The organism is Oceanospirillum beijerinckii DSM 7166 (assembly GCF_000422425.1).
GTDB classification, from domain to species: domain Bacteria; phylum Pseudomonadota; class Gammaproteobacteria; order Pseudomonadales; family Halomonadaceae; genus Oceanospirillum; species Oceanospirillum beijerinckii.
In genome coordinates, this window is the sequence record NZ_AULT01000047.1 from 1 (window position 1) to 24,554 (window position 24,554).

Annotated in this window: 22 protein-coding genes; 16 read left to right on the forward strand and 6 right to left on the reverse strand. The window is 47.1% G+C overall.

What is annotated here, in order from left to right; genetic code table 11:
• Positions 1-357, reverse strand: a 357-nt coding sequence (locus tag H579_RS0114100; RefSeq protein WP_028301226.1) for a PD-(D/E)XK nuclease family transposase, incomplete at its 3' end; no start/stop codon positions are given.
• Positions 358-526: 169 nt separating this feature from the next.
• Between H579_RS0114100 and H579_RS0114105 the strand changes: the two genes are divergently transcribed.
• The 5 genes from H579_RS0114105 (at position 527) to H579_RS0114125 (ending at position 4,483) form a co-directional block, all read left to right on the forward strand.
• Complete coding sequence (locus H579_RS0114105) at positions 527-1,507, forward strand: hypothetical protein (protein WP_028301227.1); 981 nt, start codon at positions 527-529, stop codon at positions 1,505-1,507.
• 263 nt (positions 1,508-1,770) lie between these two features.
• On the forward strand, positions 1,771-2,271 hold the full coding sequence (locus tag H579_RS25720) for a helix-turn-helix domain-containing protein (protein ID WP_051227650.1): 501 nt from the start codon (positions 1,771-1,773) through the stop codon (positions 2,269-2,271).
• Between the two features lie 151 nt (positions 2,272-2,422).
• Positions 2,423-3,175, forward strand: coding sequence for a helix-turn-helix domain-containing protein (locus H579_RS0114115; RefSeq protein ID WP_028301228.1), 753 nt, complete (start codon positions 2,423-2,425; stop codon positions 3,173-3,175).
• Between the two features lie 51 nt (positions 3,176-3,226).
• Complete coding sequence (gene fabA, locus H579_RS0114120) at positions 3,227-3,715, forward strand: bifunctional 3-hydroxydecanoyl-ACP dehydratase/trans-2-decenoyl-ACP isomerase (protein ID WP_028301229.1); 489 nt, start codon at positions 3,227-3,229, stop codon at positions 3,713-3,715.
• Positions 3,716-3,847: 132 nt separating this feature from the next.
• On the forward strand, positions 3,848-4,483 hold the full coding sequence (locus H579_RS0114125; protein WP_028301230.1) for a LysE family translocator: 636 nt from the start codon (positions 3,848-3,850) through the stop codon (positions 4,481-4,483).
• A gap of 14 nt (positions 4,484-4,497) precedes the next feature.
• Here the strand turns inward: H579_RS0114125 and sigZ are convergent, their stop codons facing one another.
• Positions 4,498-5,052, reverse strand: a complete 555-nt coding sequence (gene sigZ / locus H579_RS0114130) for an RNA polymerase sigma factor SigZ (protein WP_028301231.1) — start codon at positions 5,050-5,052, stop codon at positions 4,498-4,500.
• 219 nt (positions 5,053-5,271) lie between these two features.
• A complete protein-coding gene (locus tag H579_RS25725) occupies positions 5,272-5,607 on the reverse strand; it encodes a glutathione S-transferase family protein (protein ID WP_051227651.1) in 336 nt (111 codons plus the stop codon).
• 76 nt (positions 5,608-5,683) lie between these two features.
• Here H579_RS25725 and tnpA point away from each other — a divergent pair, with 76 nt between their 5' ends.
• The 3 genes from tnpA to tnpC are packed head-to-tail and all read left to right on the forward strand — an operon-like array spanning position 5,684 to position 7,888.
• Positions 5,684-5,977, forward strand: a complete 294-nt coding sequence (tnpA, locus tag H579_RS0114140; protein ID WP_028301232.1) for an IS66 family insertion sequence element accessory protein TnpA — start codon at positions 5,684-5,686, stop codon at positions 5,975-5,977.
• Positions 5,977-6,330: an IS66 family insertion sequence element accessory protein TnpB gene (gene tnpB, locus H579_RS0114145; protein ID WP_028301233.1), complete on the forward strand. Its 354-nt coding sequence runs from the start codon at positions 5,977-5,979 to the stop codon at positions 6,328-6,330. Before tnpA ends, tnpB begins: the two co-directional genes overlap by 1 nt.
• Positions 6,331-6,343: 13 nt before the next feature.
• Entirely contained in the window at positions 6,344-7,888 is a 1,545-nt protein-coding gene (tnpC, locus tag H579_RS0114150) for an IS66 family transposase (RefSeq protein WP_028301234.1), read from the forward strand.
• Positions 7,889-7,905: 17 nt separating this feature from the next.
• On the opposite strand, the gene H579_RS29325 is transcribed toward tnpC, so the two are convergent.
• Positions 7,906-8,073 (reverse strand): hypothetical protein, encoded by a 168-nt coding sequence (locus tag H579_RS29325; protein ID WP_169449713.1) that lies wholly within the window; start codon positions 8,071-8,073, stop codon positions 7,906-7,908.
• 442 nt (positions 8,074-8,515) lie between these two features.
• Between H579_RS29325 and H579_RS0114160 the strand changes: the two genes are divergently transcribed.
• The 6 genes from H579_RS0114160 to H579_RS0114185 all read left to right on the forward strand — a co-directional run bounded on the left by H579_RS0114160 (position 8,516) and on the right by H579_RS0114185 (position 19,688).
• Positions 8,516-10,498 carry a multiheme c-type cytochrome gene (locus H579_RS0114160; protein ID WP_028301235.1) on the forward strand — a complete coding sequence of 661 codons (1,983 nt, stop codon included), beginning with the start codon at positions 8,516-8,518 and terminating at the stop codon, positions 10,496-10,498.
• A gap of 11 nt (positions 10,499-10,509) precedes the next feature.
• Positions 10,510-11,982 (forward strand): hypothetical protein, encoded by a 1,473-nt coding sequence (locus H579_RS0114165; RefSeq protein ID WP_028301236.1) that lies wholly within the window; start codon positions 10,510-10,512, stop codon positions 11,980-11,982.
• Between the two features lie 136 nt (positions 11,983-12,118).
• On the forward strand, positions 12,119-13,378 hold the full coding sequence (locus H579_RS25730) for a 2Fe-2S iron-sulfur cluster-binding protein (protein ID WP_051227652.1): 1,260 nt from the start codon (positions 12,119-12,121) through the stop codon (positions 13,376-13,378).
• 113 nt (positions 13,379-13,491) lie between these two features.
• Complete coding sequence (locus H579_RS0114175) at positions 13,492-14,508, forward strand: multiheme c-type cytochrome (RefSeq protein ID WP_036566342.1); 1,017 nt, start codon at positions 13,492-13,494, stop codon at positions 14,506-14,508.
• A gap of 37 nt (positions 14,509-14,545) precedes the next feature.
• Positions 14,546-17,218: a 4Fe-4S dicluster domain-containing protein gene (locus H579_RS25735; protein ID WP_051227653.1), complete on the forward strand. Its 2,673-nt coding sequence runs from the start codon at positions 14,546-14,548 to the stop codon at positions 17,216-17,218.
• Position 17,219: 1 nt separating this feature from the next.
• Positions 17,220-19,688, forward strand: a complete 2,469-nt coding sequence (locus H579_RS0114185; protein ID WP_028301238.1) for a hypothetical protein — start codon at positions 17,220-17,222, stop codon at positions 19,686-19,688.
• A gap of 59 nt (positions 19,689-19,747) precedes the next feature.
• On the opposite strand, the gene H579_RS0114190 is transcribed toward H579_RS0114185, so the two are convergent.
• Entirely contained in the window at positions 19,748-21,310 is a 1,563-nt protein-coding gene (locus tag H579_RS0114190; RefSeq protein WP_028301239.1) for an aminotransferase-like domain-containing protein, read from the reverse strand.
• A gap of 204 nt (positions 21,311-21,514) precedes the next feature.
• Between H579_RS0114190 and H579_RS0114195 the strand changes: the two genes are divergently transcribed.
• Positions 21,515-22,417 carry a DMT family transporter gene (locus tag H579_RS0114195; protein ID WP_028301240.1) on the forward strand — a complete coding sequence of 301 codons (903 nt, stop codon included), beginning with the start codon at positions 21,515-21,517 and terminating at the stop codon, positions 22,415-22,417.
• A 12-nt stretch (positions 22,418-22,429) separates the two neighbouring features.
• On the opposite strand, the gene H579_RS0114200 is transcribed toward H579_RS0114195, so the two are convergent.
• Positions 22,430-22,843, reverse strand: coding sequence for an MmcQ/YjbR family DNA-binding protein (locus tag H579_RS0114200; protein ID WP_028301241.1), 414 nt, complete (start codon positions 22,841-22,843; stop codon positions 22,430-22,432).
• Between the two features lie 363 nt (positions 22,844-23,206).
• Between H579_RS0114200 and H579_RS0114205 the strand changes: the two genes are divergently transcribed.
• Positions 23,207-24,061, forward strand: a complete 855-nt coding sequence (locus tag H579_RS0114205) for a pirin family protein (RefSeq protein ID WP_028301242.1) — start codon at positions 23,207-23,209, stop codon at positions 24,059-24,061.
• The last annotated feature ends 493 nt before the right edge of the window (positions 24,062-24,554 follow it).

The following is a 24,554-nucleotide window of genomic DNA, read 5'->3' on the forward strand; positions in this document are numbered from 1 at the left end:
ACCTATGGTATATACCGCAGAGAGTTTAAAGTTCCAGTCGCCGCGTTGAGCCTGCTGTTGAATAGGGAAGGTCGCATAAAACAGGCTACGATCTTTAAAGAAGTTCTGTTTCGCTTTTTGCAACTCAACAATAAAAAACTCGCCACTGGCACTGACACAGTTCAGATCAAAGATGGCCTTTCGGTCTAATGCAGTAGCGCCTTGATGTTCGTTATTGCTGAAATGAAGCGCTTGAATCTGGTGGTGTTCAGGTAGCAGCGTATTCAAAAAGCTAATCAAGTGAATTTTGCTAGCTTCCTCACCAAAGGCTTTTTTAAAGCCGAAATCTGTAAATAGGTTGATGTATTTTTCTTTCACGGCTCTGCCTTGGGATCGTGCTACGGACGCTGATGATTATCCCTTGTATCGATGGTAGGAGGCAAGATACAGGAGAAAGGACAGTCATCATATTTTGGACGGATTGATGATTCCTGCCTACGCTTAATTCCAATCAGGGAAAGTAAAGCGATTCAAGGAGGAAAGCGTTGTGACTCGTGCCCGCCAGGAACAGATCAGCCCATCGGATACCCCTTATTATCACTGCATTGCTCGCTGCGTACGTCGGGCATTCTTATGTGGTGAAGATCAATTCTCAGGCCAATCTTTTGAACATCGTCGTCAATGGATCATAGAGCGGCTAAACGCACTGGATCAGATGTTTGCCATTGATGTTTGCGCTTACGCTATTATGTCCAATCATTATCACCTGGTGCTTTATATCAGTCAGGATGAAGCAGCTCAGTGGTCAATTAATGACGTGATTGAGCGCTGGCTGTTGCTATTCAAAGCCCCAATGCTGGTGCAGCGTTATCAAAAAGGGTTGTGTAGCTCTACCGCTGAGTTGGAAAAGGTCTACGAGATTGTCGAAAAATGGCGGGAAAGACTGGCTGATATCAGCTGGTTTATGCGTTGCCTGAATGAATATATCGCCCGCAAAGCCAATGAAGAAGACCGCTGTACCGGTCGATTCTGGGAAGGGCGCTTTAAAAGTCAGGCTCTGCTAGATGAGCAAGGCCTATTAACCTGCATGGCCTATGTCGATCTCAACCCTGTACGAGCAGCAATGGCCGATTGTCCGGAAAACTCAGAGTTTACCTCTATCCAGCAACGTATCAAAGAATATGCTGAACAGAAAAATAGCGCAGATTCACCATGCTTAAAGCCGTTCTCTGCCAAACAAAAGGATAGTGGCAACTCTATTGCGTTCGATTATGCCGACTACCTGGAACTGATCGACTGGACGGGCCGATGTTGTCGGGAAGATAAACGGGGATATATTCCGGGTCATCTACCGCCAATACTGCAAAGACTCAATATCGATCAAAATGCCTGGCTCAAAGCAATGAGGCCAGAAGGCCTGCAAACCAGCCGAGCGATAGGGCATATCAAACGCCTTAAACAATTTGCACAGGATAAAGGGTTGGCTTGGATCTCATCGGGAAATCAGTTTAAAGCTTTGTTTGTATAAGGCTGCTCAAAGAGGTGAGCTGCGCCTTCCATTATTAATCTGTGGTTTTTCTTCTCTCTGAAGCATGGAAGTAGTGCTTCGGTATCGTTTTATTCTCTCGAAATATCTTAATCGTTGGTTATCCGAGTTGAACCTGCCGGATGTTTTAGCTCATTTCAAATGATGGCTGCCCCCGTTTGTGCCGTCAGAGTAAGTAGGATAAGTGAAGAGGCGATACGAGACACTCACAAAATAACCTATATAAATCAATGAGTAGAAAGTGGATGTCCCCGATTGTTTCGCAACTGACCGGTATCGCTAAGTCGACGATCTCTAAAATAGAAAACAACCAGACCTCACCCAGCTTTGAGACCCTGCAGCAGATTACTCAGGGGTTGAATATTCACCTGCCTCAGCTATTTGAACGCGTTGAAGATAAACCAAAACCCTATGGCAGGCTGGATATTACCCGGGGTGATAAACAAAAGCTGTACAGCACCCAAAGCTATGACTATCAGCAACACTCTGACCAGATTGCCAACAAAAAGCTCAGCCCCAGAGTACTGACCATTAAAGCCCGCTCAACCCAGGAATTAAACGGCTGGATCAAAGACGACGGCGAAGGCTTTTTATACGTGTTACAGGGCAGTATTATCCTTTACTCAGAATTTTATGAACCTATCACCCTACATAAAGGTGACAGCACCTATTACGACTGTAATATGGGGCATAACTTTCTGGCTTCTGGCGAAGATACCGCCAGAGTTTTATGGGTGCTTTCCTGAACGATCAGGCCACTTGTGAGGTTCATTTTATTCCTCTATGCCCGTGCTACAATCGTGCAACTTATATCTGTATTCGACCTGAGTAAGTCTTATCTATCATCCGTTTCAACCGACTCTGACCCAGCCAGGTCAAACACACTTTGGCATTGAGGTGAAACTGGCCAGACCTTGTAAAGCTCTGGAAAGCACCGTTTATGCCTTTGTTCAGGTCAGAACGGACAAATCAGCGATATACCCCATTGTGCCAGACGGTACTAATATTCTGTTTTTCTCATCATGTCGTGAATCCTTTGGTGGTACTCAGTCAAAAATTTTAGAAATACCGCTGACTATTCCTGATAGCGAGTATTTCGGTATCTGGTTTTATCCGGGAGCGATGCGCCGCTTTTTTAATATCGACCTGTCAGAAGCAAGTGATACGATTTTTGAGCTGGATTTTCTGGAAGCTCCTGTGCTTCGGAACTTACACGAGCGTATTTATGATGAGGTCAGCTTTGAAAACCGGATCAGTTTATGTGAACGCCTGCTGACTAAGACGCAAAGCAACGCTGGTTTTATCGCTTATCTGGATCATGCCCTGAGTCAGATTTATCAATCTGGTGGGAATATCTCTGTTGAGAAGCTAGCTGATAGGGTGGGTTGCAGCTCCAGGCATCTGAACCGCATTTTTCAATTACATATTGGCGCTTCAATCAAAGCGTTCTCTCAAATGGTTCGAATGAACTCTTTTTTGAATAACAAGTATCGTTATGGAACCTGCTCCAGCTTCCCTGCTCTGCCTGGACAGTGTGATTCTGGATTTTTTGATCAATCTCATCTGATCCGCTCCTTTAAAAAGCAGGGCCTTCAGTCACTGTCGCCTTTCGTACAAGAATTTATGTCCGATTTTTACAATTCAAAATAGAGTCTGAAAATCATACTGCTAAGCCTGCTTTTAAGAGTTTATGAGGTCAGTATGCAGTTTTCTCACTCCGATATTTTAGCCATGTCCGAAGGTTCATTTTTTGGTGATGGTAACGCTCAATTACCCAGTGATCAGATGCTAATGCTGGATGAAATTACTCATCTGGATACATCGGGTGGCCAGTATCAGAAAGGTTTTTTGCAAGCTCAGTTCATGATCAAACCCGATCACTGGTTTTTTGCTTGTCATTTTAAGGGAGACCCCGTTATGCCCGGATGTCTGGGACTGGATGCATTATGGCAACTACTGGGTGTTTTTCTGGGCTATTCAGGTCTTCCGGGAAGAGGTCGAGCACTGGGTGTAGGTAATGTGCGTTTTACGGGACAAATCTATCCGGATACCAAGGCCATTGAATACCATATTCATGTTAAGAGAATTATCAGAAAGCCGTTAGCTATGGGAATTGCTGATGGCTTTGTCCTGCTTAATGGCGAAGTGATTTACAAAGCGACCGATTTAAAAGTAGGCATGATTCGCTGATGGTCTGGCTGGAAGACAGCGGTTGGAAAACACCGGTTGAACAAACCTTAAGTTCTATTAGCTTCATTCCCTGATGAGCGGGTATTCTGTATAGCACAATTACCTGCACTGATTAACGGAGGGTTTCAGAACGTGGATATCATACAAATATTCAGTTTTATGCTGGTGGCGGCACTGCTGGTTATTTCGCCCGGACCAAACGGTGTCTTAATTGCGAAAACAGTCCCTGTTTCTGGTAAAGCGGCTGGGTTTGCCAACATCGGGGGCTTTATTGCAGCATTCTTTGTTCATGGCAGCTTGTCTGTATTCGGGCTATCAGTGCTTCTGGTGCAATCTGCTCAGGCGTTCACCCTGTTCAAACTGCTGGGAGCCGCTTATCTTTGCTGGATCGGTATCAAATCATTGATGCAGGCATGGCAAAACAAGCCTGTTCAGAATAACGCTGAGGGAACCAGCAAGCCAACATCACTGGAAGGGGCTTTTGCGGAAGGTTTTCTGACCAATGCCCTGAATCCTAAGGTGTCCATGTTCTATCTGGCTGCTTTTCCACAGTTCATTCCTGTCGACGGCAGTGTAGCAACTGCATTTATGCTGGTCGTCCTGCATGCAATCATTAATCTGGCCTGGTTCTCCACCATGGTCATTCTGCTGGCCCGTATAAAGCAGGCATCCAGAAATTCCGCTTTTTCCCGTTGGCTGAAATCAGTGACGGGTGCTGTATTTATCGGCTTTGGGGCTAAGCTGGCGTTTATGAAACCTGCAGAGTAAAACGGCTCAGGCTTTCAGCAGGCTGTACAGTGATCTTTCAATACACAATCCGCTACGTTGCCATCTTTATCCAGAGTAAGATGGCAACAGGATTCAAACAGCCCTTTTAACTCTCCTCTGGCTTTCTGTACTCTGGATTTCAGCGTGGAATAATGAATATTATGCTCCTGAGCATAGGCTTTCTGTGGCTTTTCCATCAGATCGATTTCTGAAAGTAAGTGAGCGCTTTCTTCGGGTAACGCCTGGATAAAGGGCTGCAAACATCCCGATAATTCCTGCTGTATCCCAGGTTCCTGATGTGCGCCTTGAGACTCTTCATACCATAAGGTTTCGCCTTCTGGCAGGGGCTCTCGTCCACGTTTACGATAAAAATCAATAATGGCGTGATTGGCAATCTGAAATAGCCAGGATTTCACGCTTTTTTGTGAACGCACCGTGTGCAGGTTGTTATAGGTTTTAATCAGAATATCCTGCAACAAATCATCCACTTCATCAGGATCAGATACTTTTGAGTGTAAAAATGCTTTCAGGCCAGAACGGTACTCTGACCAGACGGTTTCAATATTCATAGCGTTTACCTGTTGTCGCTACACACTGACACAAATTTTCGACCAATGGCTGAAGAATGAAGCTACCGGTCAAAGAGAAACGTTTGTATGTGCTTATGTCCGGATTCATCACGTCACTAATACACAACACACAAATAACTATAGCTCCGGCATTCGGAGCTATAGTTTTCGAAGGTATCCGCTTATAAGCGGGTATTATCATTTCAATGATCAGAAGGCTCAGCAGCACTGGCCAGAATCACAAGCCTGATCCGCCGAGGCCGTACAGCATTTACCTGTTCCCAGGTACGTGCTCTCTGACAGATAGAACGCTGTAAAGGCCTCATCAAAATCCTCTGCGACCGATTTTTCTGCCAGACCCGTTGCCATTATCGCAGCCTGCCAGGCTTTGACTCTGGGGTATGGTGCCAGAAAGTCATACTTAGCATATTTTTCAATCACATGGGCTCTGTGCAGTAAGGGTAACCAGGCAATATCGATATTGCTCAGTGTCTCGCCTTTAAAGAAAGGTCCGGTATCCAGCTGTTTTTCTGCTTTTGCAAAGTAAGCGCTCATTCTGAGGCGTTCTACCGGAGCACTCTCTTCCTAATTAATCTGGTCTTATCCTTTAAACAAGACGAGACCTTATACCATGACTCAATATACACGACGCTCATCTGAACAATGGCAAGCTCTGATTCAGCAGTGGCAAGAAAGTGGATTATCAGCCCCTCAGTTTTGTGAACAGCATGAGGTCGGCTACGCCAGCTTCTGTAACTGGCGTAAACGATTCAATACTCAGGACAGTCCTGCTGAAGAGTCCTCTTCAGAAGCTCAGTTCATCGATTTACAGTCGCTCACTGCAACCTCAGCCGATGATTCCAAAGGCTGGAACATTGTGCTCAGCCTGGGCAATGGGGTTGAACTGCGTCTGTCTCAGAACTGATGTTTACCCCTGCCAGTCAGAGCCGGATATGGCTCTGTACACACCCCGTGGATATGCGTAAATCCTTTGACGGCCTGAGTGCTCTGGTCAGAAATCAGATGAAGTGCAATCCCGTGACCGGTGATTACTTTATCTTCGTGAACCGGCGAAAAACGCAGATGAAGATACTCTACTTTGATGTTACCGGTTTTTGTCTATGGGCTAAGCGTCTCGAACAAGGCCAGTTCAGGCTCACGCCTTCACCTGACGGACAGCGCCGTATTCGGGCGGTTGATCTTCAACTCTTGCTCGAAGGCATTGAAATCCAAAAAGCCCGACAATTTAAACGTTATCGGCATGGTACTTCGACTTAACATGGGCATAATGATGCGTATGAAAGAGACTTCAACGCCTTCAGCAGAACCCAACCTTCAGAACATGAAAGTGCTTCTGGAAGAAAACGCCGCCCTCAGGCGTCGGGTGGAGTGGTTCGAACGCCAGTTTTTCGGACAAAAGTCTGAAAAACGCCCTGTGGATCACCCTTTACAGCATAGCTTGTTGGGCGATCTGCCGGTGCCCACTGAGCCTGAAGGCGAACAGACTGAGGTCACTTATACCCGGGGTAAAGCACCGAAGCAGCGCCCTGAAGATTGCGTGAACGATAGCGGGCTACGCTTTAACGATCAGGTACCCGTTGAAGTCATTGAACTGAATGCACCAGAGCTACAAGGAGCAGATGCGGATCAATATGTGGTGATCGGCACTAAAACTACCTTCCGGCTGGCTCAACGTCCCGCCAGTTATGTGGTGCTGCGTTATGAACGTCCCATTGTGCGCCGTAAAGATAAGCCTCAGCCGGAATCCAGTCCGGCACCGGATAACGTACTGGACAGAAGTTTATCTGATGTCAGCCTTCTGGCCGGTATGCTGGTCGATAAGTTCCAGTTCCATCTGCCGCTTTACCGCCAACACCAGCGGATGGTGGCTGCGGGCGTCACAGTCAGCCGTGCGACCCTGACCCATCTTGTGAAACGGAGCATTGATCTACTGCGCCCTATTGTTGCGGCCCAACTGATCAGCGTCCTGAACAGCCAAGTGCTGGCCATGGATGAAACCCCAATCAAGGCGGGAAAAGCAGGCAAAGGTAAGATGAGTAAAGGCTGGTTCTGGCCGCTGTATGGTGATCAGGATGAGATCGTGTTCACCTTCTCGAAAAGCCGTGGCCGCCAACAGATCGAAAACACCTTAAAGCAGGACTTTAAAGGCACGTTGATCAGTGACGGTTATGCGGCTTACACCAGCTATATCGAGAAGAACAAAGAGATCACCCATGCCCAGTGCTGGGTCCATAGCCGTCGGAAGTTTATAGAAGCGGAAACAGAGTACCCGGATCGGGTCAAAGAAGCCTTGGCGATGATCGCGACCTTGTATAAGGAAGAAGAGAGGATCGAAGCACAAGGTTTAGATGAGACCAGCAAACGGGAACGGCGGCTCGAAAAGAGCAAGCCCGTGGTGGATCGGTTCTTTGAATGGTGCCAACAGCAACTCAATCTCGGTGACCTACTGCCTTCGAGTCCGTTACGAAAGGCGCTGAACTATGTTATCAGTCGTGAAACTGAGTTGAGGGTCTTTCTTGAAGAGCCCAATGTGCCTCTGGATACCAATCATCTGGAAAGAGCATTACGCCCAATCCCAATGGGACGTAAAAACTGGCTGTTCTGCTGGACAGAGGTGGGCGCGGAACATGTGGGCATTATCCAGAGCCTGGTCTGCACCTGTAAGCAGCATAAGATCAATCCGTACACTTATCTTACGGACGTACTGCTGCGTATAAACCAGCACCCTGCGAGTCAGGTCGAAGAACTGACACCTCGGTTATGGAAAGAGAAGTTCGCTGAAAATCCACTGCGCTCAGATCTGGCGAGTCAATAACGCCCTTAAATGAACGGTTACTCTTTTTTGGCGTCTTGAATTTTTTCCAGATTATCATGTAGCAGACCTTCCAGTTTGATCAGCTTTTGCCGTATCTCTTCATCTTTCTTATGTTCGTACAGACCGGTTAGCGTTTCGGTCATGGCGTTCAGAATAGGATGAAGTTTTTCATAATCATCAGGCATGGTTATGTCCTTTATCAGGTCTTAAGGTCTCCCTGAGACAGCTCAAGGGCTGCTCAGCTGGGGAAGCTGAATTGAGCTTTCTACTGAGCTAATAAGCTAATAAGTGAATAAGCAAAGATCGCTCTTAGCATGCAAAAGCTGTATTCGGGCTTAAACTTTAGTATAGGAAAGTTTGGTAAAAAGCAGAATTTAAGAGCGGCTTACTACGACAGGACGGTATATGGCGGAAATCTATTAACATTATTCTGTATTTATAATATATAAAATCAATATGTTACATCAAAATAAAAAAGTTCCCTTATAGCTTTCATAATTTAAAAATATGGCTATTATTTGTGGAGGTGCTCTTGTTTAGGTGTTTTACAGCTCAAGCCTGAACAGGTCTCACAATATGGAGATCTAATGATCCGTGGTCTCGGATACTCGAAGGTGGAACCAAGACATGTTTAGTCATTTTACAAAAAAGGCTGCTGTAACGCTTTGTTCTTTATGGATTGTTTTTTTTGTTGCTTTATTTACGTCTGACGCATCTTATGCTGAGAATGTTAACAGCAGCGATGAAACGCTATTATCCGACAGCAGTGATCTGCTGAGCGATGATGAAGGACTAGATGGAGAGGGATTACTAGAAGAAGGCGGCAGTCTGCTCGGTGATGACGATGATCTTTTGTCTGGTGATGATCTATCAGGCGATGATTCTGATTCCTTAAGTACGGAAAGCCTGTTTGATAAACCCGATGTTGAACAAGAGACAGCCCGAATCAGTGAGGCCAATAAAGAGCACCAGCGCTTATTTGAAGAGGTAGCCTATCCTTCAGCATCAACCTGTGCGACTTGTCATCCAAGGCACTACGATGAGTGGTCGGTTTCACAGCATGCCTATGCGCAATTAAGCCCGCTAATGCTTGCGATGCAAAATACTATTAATGTGGTGACCTCTACTGCCAATGGTGATTTTTGTCTGCGTTGTCATGCCCCGGTTGGCTCTGAGTTAAATGAACCTTTGGGGTTATCTAATCTTGATCGCCACCCGGCATCCCGGGAGGGGATTACCTGCGTGGCATGTCACCGCATCAATAAGAACTTCGGTAAGGTCACTGGCCGTATCTCCCTGGAACCCGGTGATATCTTTCAGCCGGTTTATGGCCCGAAAGGTAATGAAGAGCTGGAGAAAACACTGGCTCAACCTGAAAAATTCCGTGTTACCACTCAACCTGATGAACCCGGTCGGGGCATACACGCTAAGGCGGAACGCTTCTTTGAATTAACCACTCCAGGTTTCTGTGCTACGTGCCATGATGTATTTGCTCCGAATGGACTGCGCATCGAAGAAGCGTTCAGTGAGTTTAAAAATACACCGGCGGCAAAAGACGGGCGTACCTGTCAGGACTGCCATATGAGCAAGGTGCAGGGTGTGGCCGCTGGTTTTGATCATGGCCCTGCGGCGATTGTCGGTGATGAAGAGACTACACCGCGTAAACTGACCAATCATTTCTTTGCCGGACCGGATTACTCCATTATTCATCCAGGTATTTTCCCTCATAACGTTAAAGCGGCCCGTTTTAAAACCATGCGTGAGTGGCTGGAGTTTGACTGGCAGGCTGGCTGGGGTACCGATGCGTTTGAGGATGCGGTAGCCGATGATTATCCGTTCCCTGATGCCTGGGTGTCCATTGATGATCGTTACGATGCCCGTGCGATTATTGAGAAGCAGCAGGAAAAGCTGAAGTGGGCTGAAACAAAACGCAGAGAGGTGCTGACAAACGCGTTTGATCTGTCGGATATCCGTATCACGCAATCCGATCAACAGGGTTTGAGCTTTGAGGTGGACGTTAAAAGTATTTCAGACGGTCACTTAATGCCTAACGGCTTTGACGCTGAACGTATTTTCTTCCTGTTAGTTGAATTAAGAGATGCCAAGGGTGATCTGGTGTTTATCTCTGGCGACAGAGACCCAAATGGGGATCTGAGGGATCGTCATTCGAAATATGTTCAGGCCGGTGAGGTGGCGCTGGATGAGCAGCTGTTTAATCTGCAGTCTAAGTTTATGGTGCGCTTGCAGCACGGTGCTGAGCGTGAGCAGGTGTTGCCATCGCCGGTTTCTGTGTCTGTGGCACCTTATATTCGCCCTGAAAGCCGACCTTCCAGTCTTTATGGTCGGGCAAAATCGGCCCGTAAACACCGTAAAGGCATTGAGCCCTTTGGCCATCGTACCGCGCGCTATGAAGTGCCTGCAGAGCAGTTAACAGGTACAGGCCCTTATCAGTTGGATATCAAATTTATCAGTCAGGCTCTGCCCGTCAATCTGGTGACAACCGTTCAGGTGGCGGGTTTTGATTACAACATGTCTCCAAAACAGGTTGCCGATGAGTTAGTCAAAGGCTCTATGGTAATTCGTGAACGTTCGATTGAGTTGGATCTCTAGGGAGCGACACCATGATAGTAAGTAAGCGTTCTCTGAAGATGATCCAGGCGGGTGTTCTGGCCCTGGTAGCTGGTGCGTGGGTTTCTGGGCCGCTATTAGCTCAGGATTCGAAACAGGCTATGGCTCAGAACATGGCTCAGAACCCGGCACAGGAAAAGCCAGCTAAAAAATCAAAAGCGGCTTTAAGTGATCAACCCAAGCCCATGTTACCTGAATCGGCCATTGGGCCCCGTAATGGACCCTTGATCGAATGGGGCGATCCTTTTCTGGGTACCGGGCGGCTGCATGACCCTCTGGTTTTACCCACTGGGGCGGTTTGGAGTCCTTCATTATGGATTTTTGGCAGCTATCGGGCGGCTTTACAAACGGTGGATCATGAGGCCAGGGAAAGTCATGTGGAAGCGGTACACCGATTAGATCTGACGGCTAACCTTCAGCTCAGTGGTACCGAACGTATTGTTTTAGGGGTAACGCCGTTACATGACGGTGGTGATTTTAGCCGTTATGTCTTTGAGGGGGCTGCTGATCAGGAGGGTGGACACTCAGCGACAGGGGCTCATGTATCGACGTTCTTTGCAGAGTTTGAAATCGCCGAACTCTTTCCCGGTATCGATAGAAAAGATCAGTATCCGTTAGATATCGGCTTTGCACTGGGCCGCCAGAAGATCGAGTTTCAGGATACTTTTCTGGTTAATGACACCATGGATTCCATTGGTATCGTTAAAAATAACCTGCTGTTATCCGGTATGAGTAATGCGCGTATTACCTTCTTGTACGCGTGGGATGAGATCCACAGAGGAAACAATGTGGAGGATGATCACGCCAAACTTTATGGCTTATTCACCAGCTACGATCTGGCGGATACCTCCATTGATGCGGACGTGATCTATGTCGACAGTAGCGATGATATCGCTGCGAAGCATTATGGTGACAGTATCCATATGGGCATATCTGCGGCACAGCGTATCGGTTTATGGAATACCGAACTACGCTTGCTGGCTTCTCAGGGCTTAGACACCGACAACGCTGCAGCTAATGATGGTGTAGTGTTGTATCTGGAAACTTCGACCTCTTTCCCTGGGGCTCCTCATATCTTTTATGCCAATGGTTTTGTTGGTGAGGGCCAGTTTACCTCTGCTTCCAGAGCCAGCACTGCCGGTGGTCCTATGGGGCGCACGGGGCTGCTGTTTTCTTCCGCAAATTTAGGGGCCTATGGCGCGCCGTTAAACAATCGTGGCCAGGATGCTATTGGTACTGCTATCGGTTACCAGATGTTTTTTGGTTTAAAGAAACGGCTTACTTTTGAGATTGGCGGCGTGGCAGACACAGGTAATAACAAAACCGGTGGTTTTGGTTTTGCAACCCGTTATTCCCGAAAGCTCTCCCGCCACTTTATTCTCAACTTAGGTGGCTATGTGGTTGAAAACGAGAATAGCAGTGGAACCGGTTATGGCCTGCGCTCTGAGCTGGAAGTGAAGTTCTGAACCGTATAGCAGAAGCGGTTTTGCAACCTATGGCAGGAGCACTTTTGAGAGGCATAGCTGGAGCAATAGGCAGAACTGCAGTGATTAAGGCTTTCACCTGGAAGTCAGGTACGACGAGGCGCTCAGTGGAGGGATCATGGTCCAGGTAATAGAAATCCTAGGAATAACCGCGCTGACACTCGCTATTCTGCAGGGCTTGATGGTATGTACGTCATTCTGGCGTAAGCGTCGGGAGGAGATAAGCTTATTAAGGCTGAGAGAATCCTACCTGCAGGAAAGCGCAAGCCAGGCTTATCGGCAAGCTCAGCAGGAGATAGAGCGCCAACAATCCGTTTGGCAGGATTGGCGCAAGTTTGAAATTGATCGCATTGTGACAGAAGCACAGGGGATCAAGTCGTTTTACTTAAAGCCTCATGATGGTAAAGAGATACCGACGTTCCTACCGGGGCAGTTTCTGACTTTCAGGCTTAATCTGCCGAGTGGGCAAAGTATTATTCGCTGCTATTCCCTGTCGGATGCCCCTGAGGTAAAGGATTACTATCGGGTCACCATCAAACAGATTCCTGCCAGCGAAGATAAGCCTGCAGGCCTGGCCTCTTCCTATTTTCATGAATGCTTATCTGAAGGGGATATTCTCGATGTTAAACCCCCATCAGGTCAGTTTTATCTGCAAAGAGATCCGCAGCGCCCTGTAGTATTGATTGGCGGCGGTATTGGCTTAACGCCGGTACTGTCCATGCTGAACTCAATCTGTACTTCGGAACCAGAGCGTGAAACCTGGTTGTTTTATGGCATCAAGAATAAAGATGAGCAGATAGCGATACAGACTTTGCGCAAGCAGGAGGCGCAGCATAAGAATCTAAGGGTCATTATTTGCCATAGCCAGCCCTTGCAAGGGGGTGTAGAAGGTGAGGATTTTGATATTGCCGGGCGTATCTCTTTAGCGGTGTTGCAACAGACGCTGCCCTCAAGCAACTACCAGTTCTATATTTGTGGGCCTGATACCATGATGTCAGGCCTGACCGAACAGCTGTCAAATTGGCAGGTTCCTGAAACCGATGTGTTCTTTGAAGCTTTTGGCCCTTCCAGTGTTAGAACCAGTGTTAAAAAAAGTACATCTGCATCAGATCAGGCCCATCAGCAACATAAGGTGACTTTTGCCCGAAGCGGTATTACGGCACAGTGGTCGGGTCAGCAGGATTCACTACTGGAGCTGGCTGAAGCTGAAGGCTTAACCCTCAATGCGGGTTGCCGGGCGGGGAATTGCGGCACCTGTGTTGTTGCGGTTAAAGAGGGCAATGTGGACTATATCACTGTAGCCGGTGCCCGCCCTGAACAAGGCAGCTGCCTGGTGTGTGTGTGTAAACCCAAGGGTGATATCGTGCTGGACGCTTAACCTGAACTGAAGCACGTTATATTCGACCTTTGAGATTAAACAGCCGAACTAAATCCTGAACGATAATATTGTGATAAATCCTATTTGAGCCGAATGCTATGGTGGATAAAAAGATGAAACTGTCAGAATTTAAAAAAATACTCTGGACGGGCTTAACCCTTTGGCTACTGGGAAGTGCGACTTCTCTGTATGCTGCTCAGCCTGTTGCGCATCATAAAGTGGTGGGTCCGGACGAGTGTGCTGAATGTCATAAAGCAACCAATAAAATCTGGCAAGGTACACATCACTTCTCGACGTTTACGGAGATGCCACGCTCTCAGGAAGCCCGTGATATCGCCCAGAAGATGGGCATCAAGCGGATAAAAGCGGACAGCGTTTGTCTGGATTGTCATTTTACGACACAAGAAAAAGCGGGTGTGAAGCAGGTGGTAGCGGGTATCTCTTGTGAGTCCTGTCACGCACCGGCTGCGGATTGGTTGGAGCGGCATTCAGAATTCAGTGGTAAAAAGAAAGAGCAGGAGAGTGAACAGGAAGCGGTGGTACGTTGGCAGGATTCGGAAGCCGCAGGCATGATTCGTCCTCATCAACTCTATGCTCTGGCGAAAAACTGCTACTCCTGCCATATCACCCCTAATGAGAAGCTTGTTAATACAGGTGGTCACTCAGCAGGTAGCCCGTTCGAGCTGGTTTCCTGGTCCCAAGGGGAAGTACGCCATAACGTTTGGCACTCTGATGGCAAAGAGAACCCGATTGCTTCACCTGAGCGTCAACGTATGATGTTTATCGTCGGTGCAATGGTGGAGTTGGAAGAGTCTCTGCGGGCCGTAGCCAATGCTACGCAAAAAGCGGAATATGCGATTACTATGGCGAAACGAGCGAAAATAGCGGCAAAACGTATGGCAAAAATTGGTCAGATGGTTCAGACGGATGAGACCCAACAGATTATGGCAGTGTTAAAAACGGTCAAGCTGAAACTCAATAATAAGGAGCCATTGGAAAAGGCGGCAGCTGAAGTGGCCGGTGCAGCACAGCGTTTCTCTGCATCCTATGATGGTTCTGGCTTTGCAGCGGTGGATAGCCTGATTCCTGGCCAGGATAAATATAAGGGAACCCCAGAGCCTTTGAATTAAGGGCGAAGTCAGCGTTTTGATGTGATGAGATCAGATAATGTTTGAGTTAAAGGCAGGACAGCCAGAGCGCTGGCTTCATCCTTACGGACAAGAACCATTAAGTGATGAGCAGATTGACCGCATTTTGATGTTGCCTCAGTTTGCTCATATTGATGGCAATGCCTTTCCCGATCTGATCTCATTACGGGATATTATCCGTTATGATGCGCGTATTGAAACGTATCAGAAGGGAGATATCGTCACCTTACTTGGCGATTACGGCAGTTCCGCTTTCTTTATTCTGGCGGGTTCCGTACGTGTTTTTATCGATAAGGACACGGACCCTGCTGAGAAACTGCGCCGACCTCACCCTAAGCAATCCCTCTATAGTGCTCTGGCTCAGCTTTGGCGTAATGACAAAGAGCCTGAAGTACGTCATCCAGTACAGGATGAGCGCAATCAAAGCGCACTTCAGGTCCACCATCGCCACTCTGGAGAGGCTACCCGGGCCTATCTGACAGATATAGAAGAAACGCTAAATAAGGCTAAAACCGTTCCCCTGGGTGAAAACCAGATGTTTGGCGAGATATCCGCTCTGGCGCGTACCCCCAGGACGGCTACTATTGTGGCTGAAACGACTCTTCTGCTGGTCGAGATGCGCTGGCAAGGGTTGCGTGAGTTACGTCTGCGCAATCGTCAGTTTAGGGATAATCTGGATCAGTTATACCGGGAGAGGTCTCTGTTAAATTATTTGCAGCGATCCCCCTATTTTGATCACCTTGACGACAGTGTTCTGCAACAGATCACTCTGGAAACCCGTTTTGAAACCTATGGGAGCTTTGAGTGGAATGGGATCTTCAGAAAGATCCAGGGGCGCTCTTATCAGGTCAGTCCGGCCAAAAGAAAGGAGCTGATTGAAGCTGAACCTGAGATTGTAAAGGAAGGGTGTCCGATTACCGGGTTGATTATTGTACGTCAGGGGTTTGCTCGCATCAGTAAAGCATTGGATGCGGGGCATTTGACAGTTGATTACTTAACCGCAGATGAAGTTTTTGGTCTGGAGGAGCTACAGGAACAATATCGTACAGGTCAGCCAGCGATTGCCAAAAATACCTTGCGCGCGATCGGCTATGTCGACGTATTGCACATCCCTCTTGAGTTGGCATTGACTCATATTGTGCCTTTTTTAACAGAAGGTAAGCTTAGAAAGGGAGTCTCTGTTTTTAGTCCGCAGACTAGCTCAATTCAAAAGAGCAGTTCTATCCAGCAGAGCCGTTCTATTCAAGAGAGCAGTTCTATTCAAGAGAGCAATCATAGTCACCAGGACAGCGTTCATCAAAATAGCCCTAACTGGGCAGAGCATCAGGCGCAAATGAACTTCCTGGTGGACAATCGCATTATCAATGGCACCGCCGCGATGTTTATCAATACGGATCGCTGTGTGAATTGTGATGAATGCGTCAGTGCCTGTGCCACTAATCATAATGGTAATCCACGTTTTATCCGTCATGGTTTGTCCCATGATCACTGGTCTATAGCTAATGCCTGCATGCATTGTGTTGATCCGGTGTGCTTGATCGGTTGTCCTACCGGGGCGATTAACCGCAATGCTCAGTCCGGTCATATCATCATTGAAGACACTCTGTGTATCGGTTGCGGCACCTGTGCCGCTTCCTGTCCCTACGGCAATATCCGCATGGTGGAAGTCCGCACACCAGAGGGTGAGCTGATGCGCCATGCGCAAAGCCATAAACCCGTGAGCAAGGCGACCAAGTGCGATATGTGCATTGGCTCTCCGGCGGGCCCGGCTTGTGAACAGGCTTGCCCCCATGATGCTTTAAAGCGGGTCAATATGAAGCACCGGAGTACGATTCCATCCCTGGATGAGGGAGAGAGTCGTAAGCGCTGGACCCGACGCATTACTTTGTCATCACTGGTTATTTTTATACTGATGGTTTATAGCCAGATAGAGGCGTCTTTGAGTGAGGCTTTGATCTCTGAGCAGCTGTTGAGTGGTTGGTTTTTGGTCAGCACAATAGGGCTGCTGACGTTATTAAGTGTACGTAAAAAACTGTCGGTTTTGCCCCTAATGAAGCGCTCCCTCTGGATGCAGGCGCATATCTATATAGGTCTGCTGTCGATAGGGGTTTTTGGTTTCCATACTCAGTGGCGGTTACCGACAGGCATGCTGGATACTCTGATCTGGTGTGGTTTTATTTTTACAACCATCAGTGGAATAGCAGGACTATTTTTATCCCGCTATTTCCCCAAACGTCTGCGGGTGGGGAAGAATCAATCCGCCGAACGTTTGCTTTTTGAACGCATAAGATTTCTGCGCGCAGAGCTGGAAAAAGAGTTTCATGATGCGAGTATTAAGCTGATCAACAACGTGGCTTCACGGGCCTATCTGGACCTTTATCAGGCGGATCTTATTCCCTATTTTTCATCGACTCGAAACTTTTGGTGCCACATTTTTAATATTCGTTATCCCATTCAACGGTACTACAAAAAGCTGGAGCTGCTTAATCTCTACCTTGATGAAGAGAACTATCAGGATCTTGAACATATTCGAAGACTGATCGAGAAAAAAGACAATCTGGACTTCCAGTATGCTCTGCAGAAATTGTTGAAAAGCTGGCCTCTTCTGCATATTCCTTTGGCTTTCATGATGCTGGTTTTACCTGTTATTCACGTGGTGGTGGTTTACGCTTTTTCTAAAGGTGCGGTGTAATATGGATGATTTACTGCAGAAAAGAGACCCCGCATCCAGTCGTTATGAACGACCCTTTAGAAAGTGGCAGTGTGCAGGTGGCGAAAATGGTAAACCCTGTATGCGTGGGCCAGACGGTCAGGGAAGATGTGGTGCGACACAGGCTTGTGAGCCCATAAAAAAACAGGGGCGCTGGTATTGTACCCGATCAGAAAATAATGGCGGCCCTTGCCAAAGCGGTCCTTTACCAGATGGACAGTGTGCCTGCCGTGAAACGCCTTGCGTGCCAGAGCTTTCTGCTGCTTCAGTTAAACGCCGTGTCATTGGCTGGGCACTGCTGTTGATACTGGGCGCGGTAACTCTTGGAGTGGGCGGTGCATGGACCTATCGTTTTATTGATCCGGGTCGGGTGGCCGGTCATCATGTCACGATTGAACAGTGTGATGTCTGTCACTCTCAGACAATGAATCAGGGTTTTGCCCATTGGGCGACAGCGTTGTTTGATCCAGTCGATATTGGCATGGAAAATCAGGGCTGTGTTCGTTGTCACGAGATGGGGCGTTCTCCTCACACCGCTCATAGTTATCCATTAGATATATTGGCTCAAAAAACAGAGTTACGACAGCAGGCAGTACTAACAGAGCAGCGAGGGCTTTTGGCTCAGTCGCAAGCACTGTTAACTCAAGGGCAAACACTTTCTGGGTCGCAAAGCCTGCCTTTATTTACTAATAGTGAAGTTGCCTGTGCCAGTTGCCATAAAGAACATCAGATTGACCAAACCATACAGGTGGCTTCCTGTAACGCTTGCCATATTGATCAGCATAATCGTTTTCCTGATACCCATCCTGAGTTTCAGTCGTTTCCCTATCAACAACGTACGGCGCTGATCTTTGATCATAGTAGCCACTTTACTCGCCATTTCGATAAAGAGCAGCAACAGGCGCCTAAGCTTTGCCTGGATTGCCATACTGCAGATTCTGAAGGTCGTCGTATGGAAGTGAAGCCTTACTCGCAAACGTGCGCTGCCTGCCATGATGTTCAAATCACGGGAGAAGAGAGGGCTGTAGGGCCAAAGGGGATTCCTTTCTTTGTTGTACCCGGTATAGACAGTGAAACCTTGTTTGAAAAGGGGGCTCAAATTGGTTATTGGCCTGCATTTGCTGAAGGTAGAGTAACGCCCTTAATGCAGGACCTGCTGTTTGGGGAGACATTTTCGCTGTTAGAGACAGTGGATCTATTGGATCTTAGTACGGCAGAACAAGACGTACTGCGGCAAGCGCATCAGTTGGCATGGGCCGTGAAGCTGTTTCTCTATGATCTTATTACACAAGGCCCTGAGGCCACTTTAAAGCAACGGCTTGAGCAGCAGTTGCAGCGTCCGGCGACGCCACAAGAGGTCTCAGCTCTATCCGCAACTTTGCCTTTAGATGTTGTACAAAATGCGGTTAATGAGTGGTTCCCTGACTTGGCCAATGAGGTCAAAGCGTATCGGCAGGGTTATTTTACCTTCTCCTATATTTCAGGTGAGGTATCTGATCAGGGGGCTGATGATGGAGTTCTGGCCGATGAGAGCGATAGTATTCTCGGTGATGATGAAGGGATTCTAGCTGATGAGGGCGATAGTATCCTCGGTGATGACGAAGGGATTTTGTCTGATGAGGGCGATAGTATTCTCGGTGATGACGAAGGGATTCTGGACGATGAGGGCGATAGTATCCTCGGTGATGATGAAGGGATTCTAGCTGATGAGGGCGATAGTATCCTCGGTGATGACGAAGGGATTTTGTCCGATGAAGATGATGGCATTCTTGCAGAGAGCGATATCCTGGCAGATGGCGATGATATTTTTGCTGAGAGCAGTGATGAAAAAACGGCTCAACAAAATAATGAGCATAAAATGGCGTCGGTGACTCCGGTATCTGCCTCTGAACCTGTTACACCACAAATCAGTGTTGAACAGTGGAATAAGCTGGGAGGTTGGTATCGATCAGAGTTTGCTTTGCTTTATCGCCCAACAGGCCATAGCGATCAGGTTATGACATCGTTAATCTCATTAAGCGGTTTGATGTCTCAACAAGCGTTTTTTCAACTGACCCATGAGAAAGCTCAGGGACAGTGTGCGAAATGTCATGCCCGGACTGAGACAAAACAGGGGAGTTTGATGCTGGAGTGGAAGCAGATGGTCAATACTATGCCCGCTCAGCAACTGACCCGGTTCCGCCATGCTCCGCACTTTGCCACACAAGCTGTTGAAGGTTGCCAGACCTGTCATGTGTTAGGGGATTATAGTAAAGCGTATCAGCAAGCCTTTACGCAAACCAAAGTGTCTGTATTTACATCAAACTTCGAACCTATGGTTATTGCGCAATGTGAAAGTTGCCACAATGAGCAAACGGGCTTAGATCAGTGTATCAGTTGTCACCAATACCACCCCGGAGGCGTTGATGTTAAGCCTTTACGCTCTGAGCTACTGCCAAGGCAGGAAAAATGAGTACAACAGTAAAAGAGTACAACAGTAAAAGAGTTCGTGGATCGTTCAGCACAAGGCCGTCATTCCTGTGTGGATAAAGTCCTGATGGCGTCACCTAAGTATTGTATCGCGGCCAGATAGTCTGGTTGATTCTGGAACAGGGCGAAGTTTAGACGAATATAGTGTTCATAGTGGCCCTGAGAGCTGAACAAAGGCCCTGGTGTAGTGTTGATATTATGCTCAAGAGCCTGCTGATAAAGGTCCAGAGCTTTAACGTGCCTCGGTAATTTAACCCAAGCTAGATAACCACCCGTCGGTGGTTCAAATTCAATCTCTTCGGGCCAATATTGGGCCAAAGCCTGTTCCATATACCCTAGGCGTTCATAGTAGCTGCGGCGAACTAAACGCAGATGGCGACTTAAACGCCCTGTCGCCAGCCAATTGCCTAATGCTTTTTGGGTATGGCTGGGTAAGCCCATTTTACTGACAAACAGCAGATGTTCGCAGGCTTGCTGCCAACGCCCCGCTTGTAGCCAGCCAATACGCAGTTTTGGTGTTAAGGTTTTGGAGATAGAGCTGCAGTACAGCACCCTGTTTTCGGTATCCAGAGTTTTAATTGGTGGTGGCATAATTCCCTGGAATTGTGAAACGCTGTTAATCTGTGGGCGGTTACGATGGAAATGCAACTCTGCAAAGACGTCGTCTTCAATCACTGCAATATCGTATTGATTCGCCAATTCAATCAGTTTTACCCGATTTTCATAAGGCATGGTACGCCCTGTCGGGTTATTCACTGTGGGTTGTAATAGTAGGGCTTTTACCGGCCAGTGAGACTTTCTCCCTTCGATCAAAGCAGCTTCCAACAGATTAATATCAGGCCCGCCTTCCGGGCATTGTGGAATCTCCACCACTTTGCGATTAAGTGCCTGCAAGCATTGCAGTATGCCGTAAAAACAAGGTGATTCGATTAAAACGATATCTTCTGATTCGGTTGTGACCTGTAGCGCTAAAGTGATTGCAGATTGAGTGCCATTGGTGACCAAAATTTCATCTGGTGAACATTGAATACCTTTGCCAGACAGTATTTTGCTGAGCTGTTGGCCTAAGACAGGATCGCCAGGTGGGGCCTGGTAATGGGCCAGTACTCCACTATCTAACTCTTGTTGTTCAATCTGTACCTGTTTTTTTAGCGCTTGGTAGAGTTGGCGCACGGCCGGAAAAGAGACACAGGGGTTTGCTGACCCTAAGGGAATCTGATCACTATGGCTGGCTGAGCGTACGATATGAATACCCAGGCTCTTGTTATCGATAAGCCTCGGTTGCAGGTCCTCTTTCTGTTGGGGGCTTAAGATAGGTTTATCGAGTCGGTGGGCCGTTACAGAGCCAGAAGCAGCACCGACACCAACACCAATACCAACAGAAGCCATCGCTGAAGGGTGAGGGAAAAAGCCCGATTTCTCTTTAGCCGCAATCCAGCCCTGATCTTCCAGGTACTCGTAACAGTGTATGGCCGTACCCTTGCTAATATTCAGCTCCTGGCTGAGCTGGCGAACAGAAGGCAGTTTTTGCTCGGGTGAATAAATGCCGGATTGAATGCGCTGGATAATCTGGTCGGCTAATACCTGATAACGAAAGTTTGGCATCTGTACCCCTGTAAAACAGTAAAAACTGTCTATTTTTTCATTTTTTCAACAGTTTTATAGTACAGATAAGCCAAGGGTACAGCCAGAGTCGTTTTATCCAACCTGATGTTGCAAGTGATTTAATCCGTTGGCTTCGATCTGACTCTTCATCCCATACCCATCATCTTTGCAGTCGCTAAATACCCATTAGCGAAAGGAGATTTTATGCAGGCAACACTGGTTAGCCGATTTTCATCACCTGGGTTTATTAAGTTGGTACCCTGGATATTTGTGGTGTTGTGGAGTACTGGCTTTATCGGTGCCAAGTATGGCCTGCCTTACAGTGAACCTTTTACTTTCCTGAGTTGGCGCATGGCCGCCAATATAGCGGTTTTCTGGCTGTTGATGCAGGTATTTAAAGTGACGTTGCCCAGAGATCTTATGCTCTGGAAACAGCAGGCGATAGCGGGTGCTTTGATTCATGGTGCTTATTTGGGCGGTGTTTTCTCAGCGATTGAAACGGGGGCTTCGGCCGGTCTGACAGCCCTATTGGTTAGTCTTCAGCCTATTCTGGTCGCGATTATGATGGCTTTTATCTATCAGAATAAACCCAGCATCCGTCAGTGGACAGGTTTAGCTCTGGGTATTACCGGGGTTGTGCTGGTGTTAGTGGGCGGGCAGGCCGATCTGTTGGAAGGTGACTTATTGGCGCCTTCTGAGCTGGGTTGGATTGTTCTGGCGTTAGTGGGAATTACACTAGGCACTTTATATCAGAAAAACTATTGTCAGCCGCAGCCATTATTGTCGGCCAGTTTTATTCAGTATCTGGCGACATTGGCAATTACCCTGACCGGCGTGCTGTTGTGGGAAGAAGGCAGTGTCGAGTGGCATATTGAGTTTGTCGGAGCACTAACCTGGTCGGTGCTGGTATTGTCAGTTGGCGCGTTGTTACTACTGATGTTGATGATTCAGGCCGGTGAAGCCACTAAAACGGCAAGTTACTTCTATCTGGTACCACCTTTTACTGCCCTGGAGGCCTGGATTCTGTTTGATGAGCAGTTCACGCCAATTGCTTTGCTGGGCATGGCCGTTACTGTCTGGGGCGTGTATTGGGTCAATAAACAGTAATCTGAGTATGGCTTAACGATAAAGTTCTTCGGCAGAGTAGTGCAGTTCCAGCTGAGCACGCTCTGCTTTCTTCAGACCTTTTACGACCAGACTATAAGAACGATCTATTAATCGTTCCGTCTCGTTAGTTGGCATAGATTCTTTTAGTACCACACTGATCCAGTGTTTTTTGGACATATGATAAGCGGGCAGGACTTCGGGAAAAATATCTCTGAGCATAAAGGCTTCATCAGGATCACATTTCAGATTCAGAAAGTCACAGTCGGCAAACTCGATACCCAGTTCTTTACCCGACGGGCCACATGTTCCCAGTAAGGCAAACATCTTTCCTCTGACTTTAAATACCGCCGCATCCGGTCCGAAAGGATAATCTTGCGTTGTTTCCGGGCGGGACAGGCAGTAATTAACGGCATCCTGATAATTCATCGTTTCGCTCCTTTCCTTTTCGTTCTTTTCCTGTATCTCTATTTGTTGCTTCTATTTTGATTGAGCGCAGACCCTATGATACCTGTCGTTCTGTCCAAGGAATAGTGATCGGGTGACCTTCGTAACCCGATCTGATATTTAATTCAAGTCTTCAGTGTAATCCAGCCGTTCTTCTATCAGGTATAGGCTACCTGAATAGGCTTTCTGGCCTGCTTTAATGGTATCTATAGAAGTGATCTTGCGCTTCTCATTGATGTTTTTTCGAAAAATTAGAAAGTTAATGCCATTTTTATGTGGTTTTTATCCAGATTTTTCAGGTTTATAGTGTATTGAAACACAAGCCATGAGTATTGGAGGTTTTTCATGCCTGATTTCAAAGTACTGCAAAAAGTTCGAGGGATACCAACCTCAGATGGTGCAGGAGTACGCCTGAATCGTTTAATAGGGACTACCCATCTACGCCATATAGATCCTTTTCTGATGTTAGATGAATTCAAATCTGATCAACCGGATGACTATATTGCAGGCTTCCCGCCACATCCTTATCGGGGTTTTGAAACCATTACCTATCTCTTGCAGGGTTCTCTAAGACACGAAGACCATATGGGCAATGTCGGTTTGTTAAAATCCGGCGGAGTACAATGGATGACTGCTGGCGCAGGCATTATTCATTCCGAAATGCCGATGCAGGAAAAAGGCTTGCTGTGGGGATTTCAGTTCTGGTTAAACTTACCGGCTAAAGACAAAATGACGGAACCTCACTATCAGGATCTTTCTGCGGAGCAGATTCCGGTGGTAGTAGATGATAATGGGGTTAAACGCAAAGTTGTGGCAGGTCATTCTCTGGGCATTGATGGGCCAATCCAGCGAACTGCGACTCAACCACTGATGGTTGATATTGTTTTACCGGCCAGTAGTGAGATAGAGCATCCGATCTCCAAGGGGCATCAAGGTTTTGTTTATGTCTACGGGGGAGAGACTTTTCTACCAGCGGCTGATCTAGTGTTAAAGCAGGGAGAATTATTGGTATTTACCGGAGATTTGCTGTCTCTGCAATCCTCAGAGGGGGCCGGTGTCTTGTTGGTTACAGGTCAACCTTTGCAGGAACCGATTGTACAATACGGTCCTTTTGTCATGAATAGTGAGCAGGAAATCCAGCAGGCCTTTGATGATTACCAGTCTGGTGTATTAGCTAAGGTGGCGGAAAAAATAGGCTAAGGTGGAAAAATAGAATCACTATACTGTATCGTACGGTCATGTCAGACTGTTTGAAGTATTAGAGATATCTGGAAATAATGCGCTGTATTATTAAGTAAGTGCTCATTTAATAGTGCAGTTAAACCGTGCTTTGACGCAACCATAACCCAACAGTGTTATTCAACATGTTGGGTTTTTTATTGCATTATGTATCTTTTTGTAAATAGAGCTTTTGCTTTGTAGTGACCGTGTTTATTTATAACTCTATGATTTTCCACATTTTTTATAGTGTCACTCTTTGATGGTCTATGTTAACCGGTGTCAAACTAATAGCTGATCACAAAAAAGCATATAAAATAGTGTTTTTATACTGCTTTGTTTGAATTATGATTTGCGCGCTATTTTGAGTCACCCTGACGCTATACTGTTTAGTAAGGGTGCGTCTGGGCCAATTGCTTGAACAAATTATCTTTTTCAGCAGGTATCTTAGGCTCAAAACATGAAGGCTTGATGA

Excerpts from the sequence above, each read along its gene's own strand:
- H579_RS25720 (WP_051227650.1), top strand. The coding sequence starts at position 1,771 with ATGTCCCCGATTGTTTCGCAACTGACCGGTATCGCTAAGTCGACGATC.
- fabA (WP_028301229.1), top strand. The coding sequence starts at position 3,227 with ATGCAGTTTTCTCACTCCGATATTTTAGCCATGTCCGAAGGTTCATTT.
- sigZ (WP_028301231.1), bottom strand. The coding sequence starts at position 5,052 with ATGAATATTGAAACCGTCTGGTCAGAGTACCGTTCTGGCCTGAAAGCA.
- H579_RS25725 (WP_051227651.1), bottom strand. The coding sequence starts at position 5,607 with ATGAGCGCTTACTTTGCAAAAGCAGAAAAACAGCTGGATACCGGACCT.
- tnpA (WP_028301232.1), top strand. The coding sequence starts at position 5,684 with ATGACTCAATATACACGACGCTCATCTGAACAATGGCAAGCTCTGATT.
- tnpB (WP_028301233.1), top strand. The coding sequence starts at position 5,977 with ATGTTTACCCCTGCCAGTCAGAGCCGGATATGGCTCTGTACACACCCC.
- tnpC (WP_028301234.1), top strand. The coding sequence starts at position 6,344 with ATGCGTATGAAAGAGACTTCAACGCCTTCAGCAGAACCCAACCTTCAG.
- H579_RS29325 (WP_169449713.1), bottom strand. The coding sequence starts at position 8,073 with ATGCCTGATGATTATGAAAAACTTCATCCTATTCTGAACGCCATGACC.
- H579_RS0114160 (WP_028301235.1), top strand. The coding sequence starts at position 8,516 with ATGTTTAGTCATTTTACAAAAAAGGCTGCTGTAACGCTTTGTTCTTTA.
- H579_RS0114165 (WP_028301236.1), top strand. The coding sequence starts at position 10,510 with ATGATAGTAAGTAAGCGTTCTCTGAAGATGATCCAGGCGGGTGTTCTG.
- H579_RS25730 (WP_051227652.1), top strand. The coding sequence starts at position 12,119 with ATGGTCCAGGTAATAGAAATCCTAGGAATAACCGCGCTGACACTCGCT.
- H579_RS0114175 (WP_036566342.1), top strand. The coding sequence starts at position 13,492 with ATGAAACTGTCAGAATTTAAAAAAATACTCTGGACGGGCTTAACCCTT.
- H579_RS25735 (WP_051227653.1), top strand. The coding sequence starts at position 14,546 with ATGTTTGAGTTAAAGGCAGGACAGCCAGAGCGCTGGCTTCATCCTTAC.
- H579_RS0114185 (WP_028301238.1), top strand. The coding sequence starts at position 17,220 with ATGGATGATTTACTGCAGAAAAGAGACCCCGCATCCAGTCGTTATGAA.
- H579_RS0114190 (WP_028301239.1), bottom strand. The coding sequence starts at position 21,310 with ATGCCAAACTTTCGTTATCAGGTATTAGCCGACCAGATTATCCAGCGC.
- H579_RS0114195 (WP_028301240.1), top strand. The coding sequence starts at position 21,515 with ATGCAGGCAACACTGGTTAGCCGATTTTCATCACCTGGGTTTATTAAG.
- H579_RS0114200 (WP_028301241.1), bottom strand. The coding sequence starts at position 22,843 with ATGAATTATCAGGATGCCGTTAATTACTGCCTGTCCCGCCCGGAAACA.
- H579_RS0114205 (WP_028301242.1), top strand. The coding sequence starts at position 23,207 with ATGCCTGATTTCAAAGTACTGCAAAAAGTTCGAGGGATACCAACCTCA.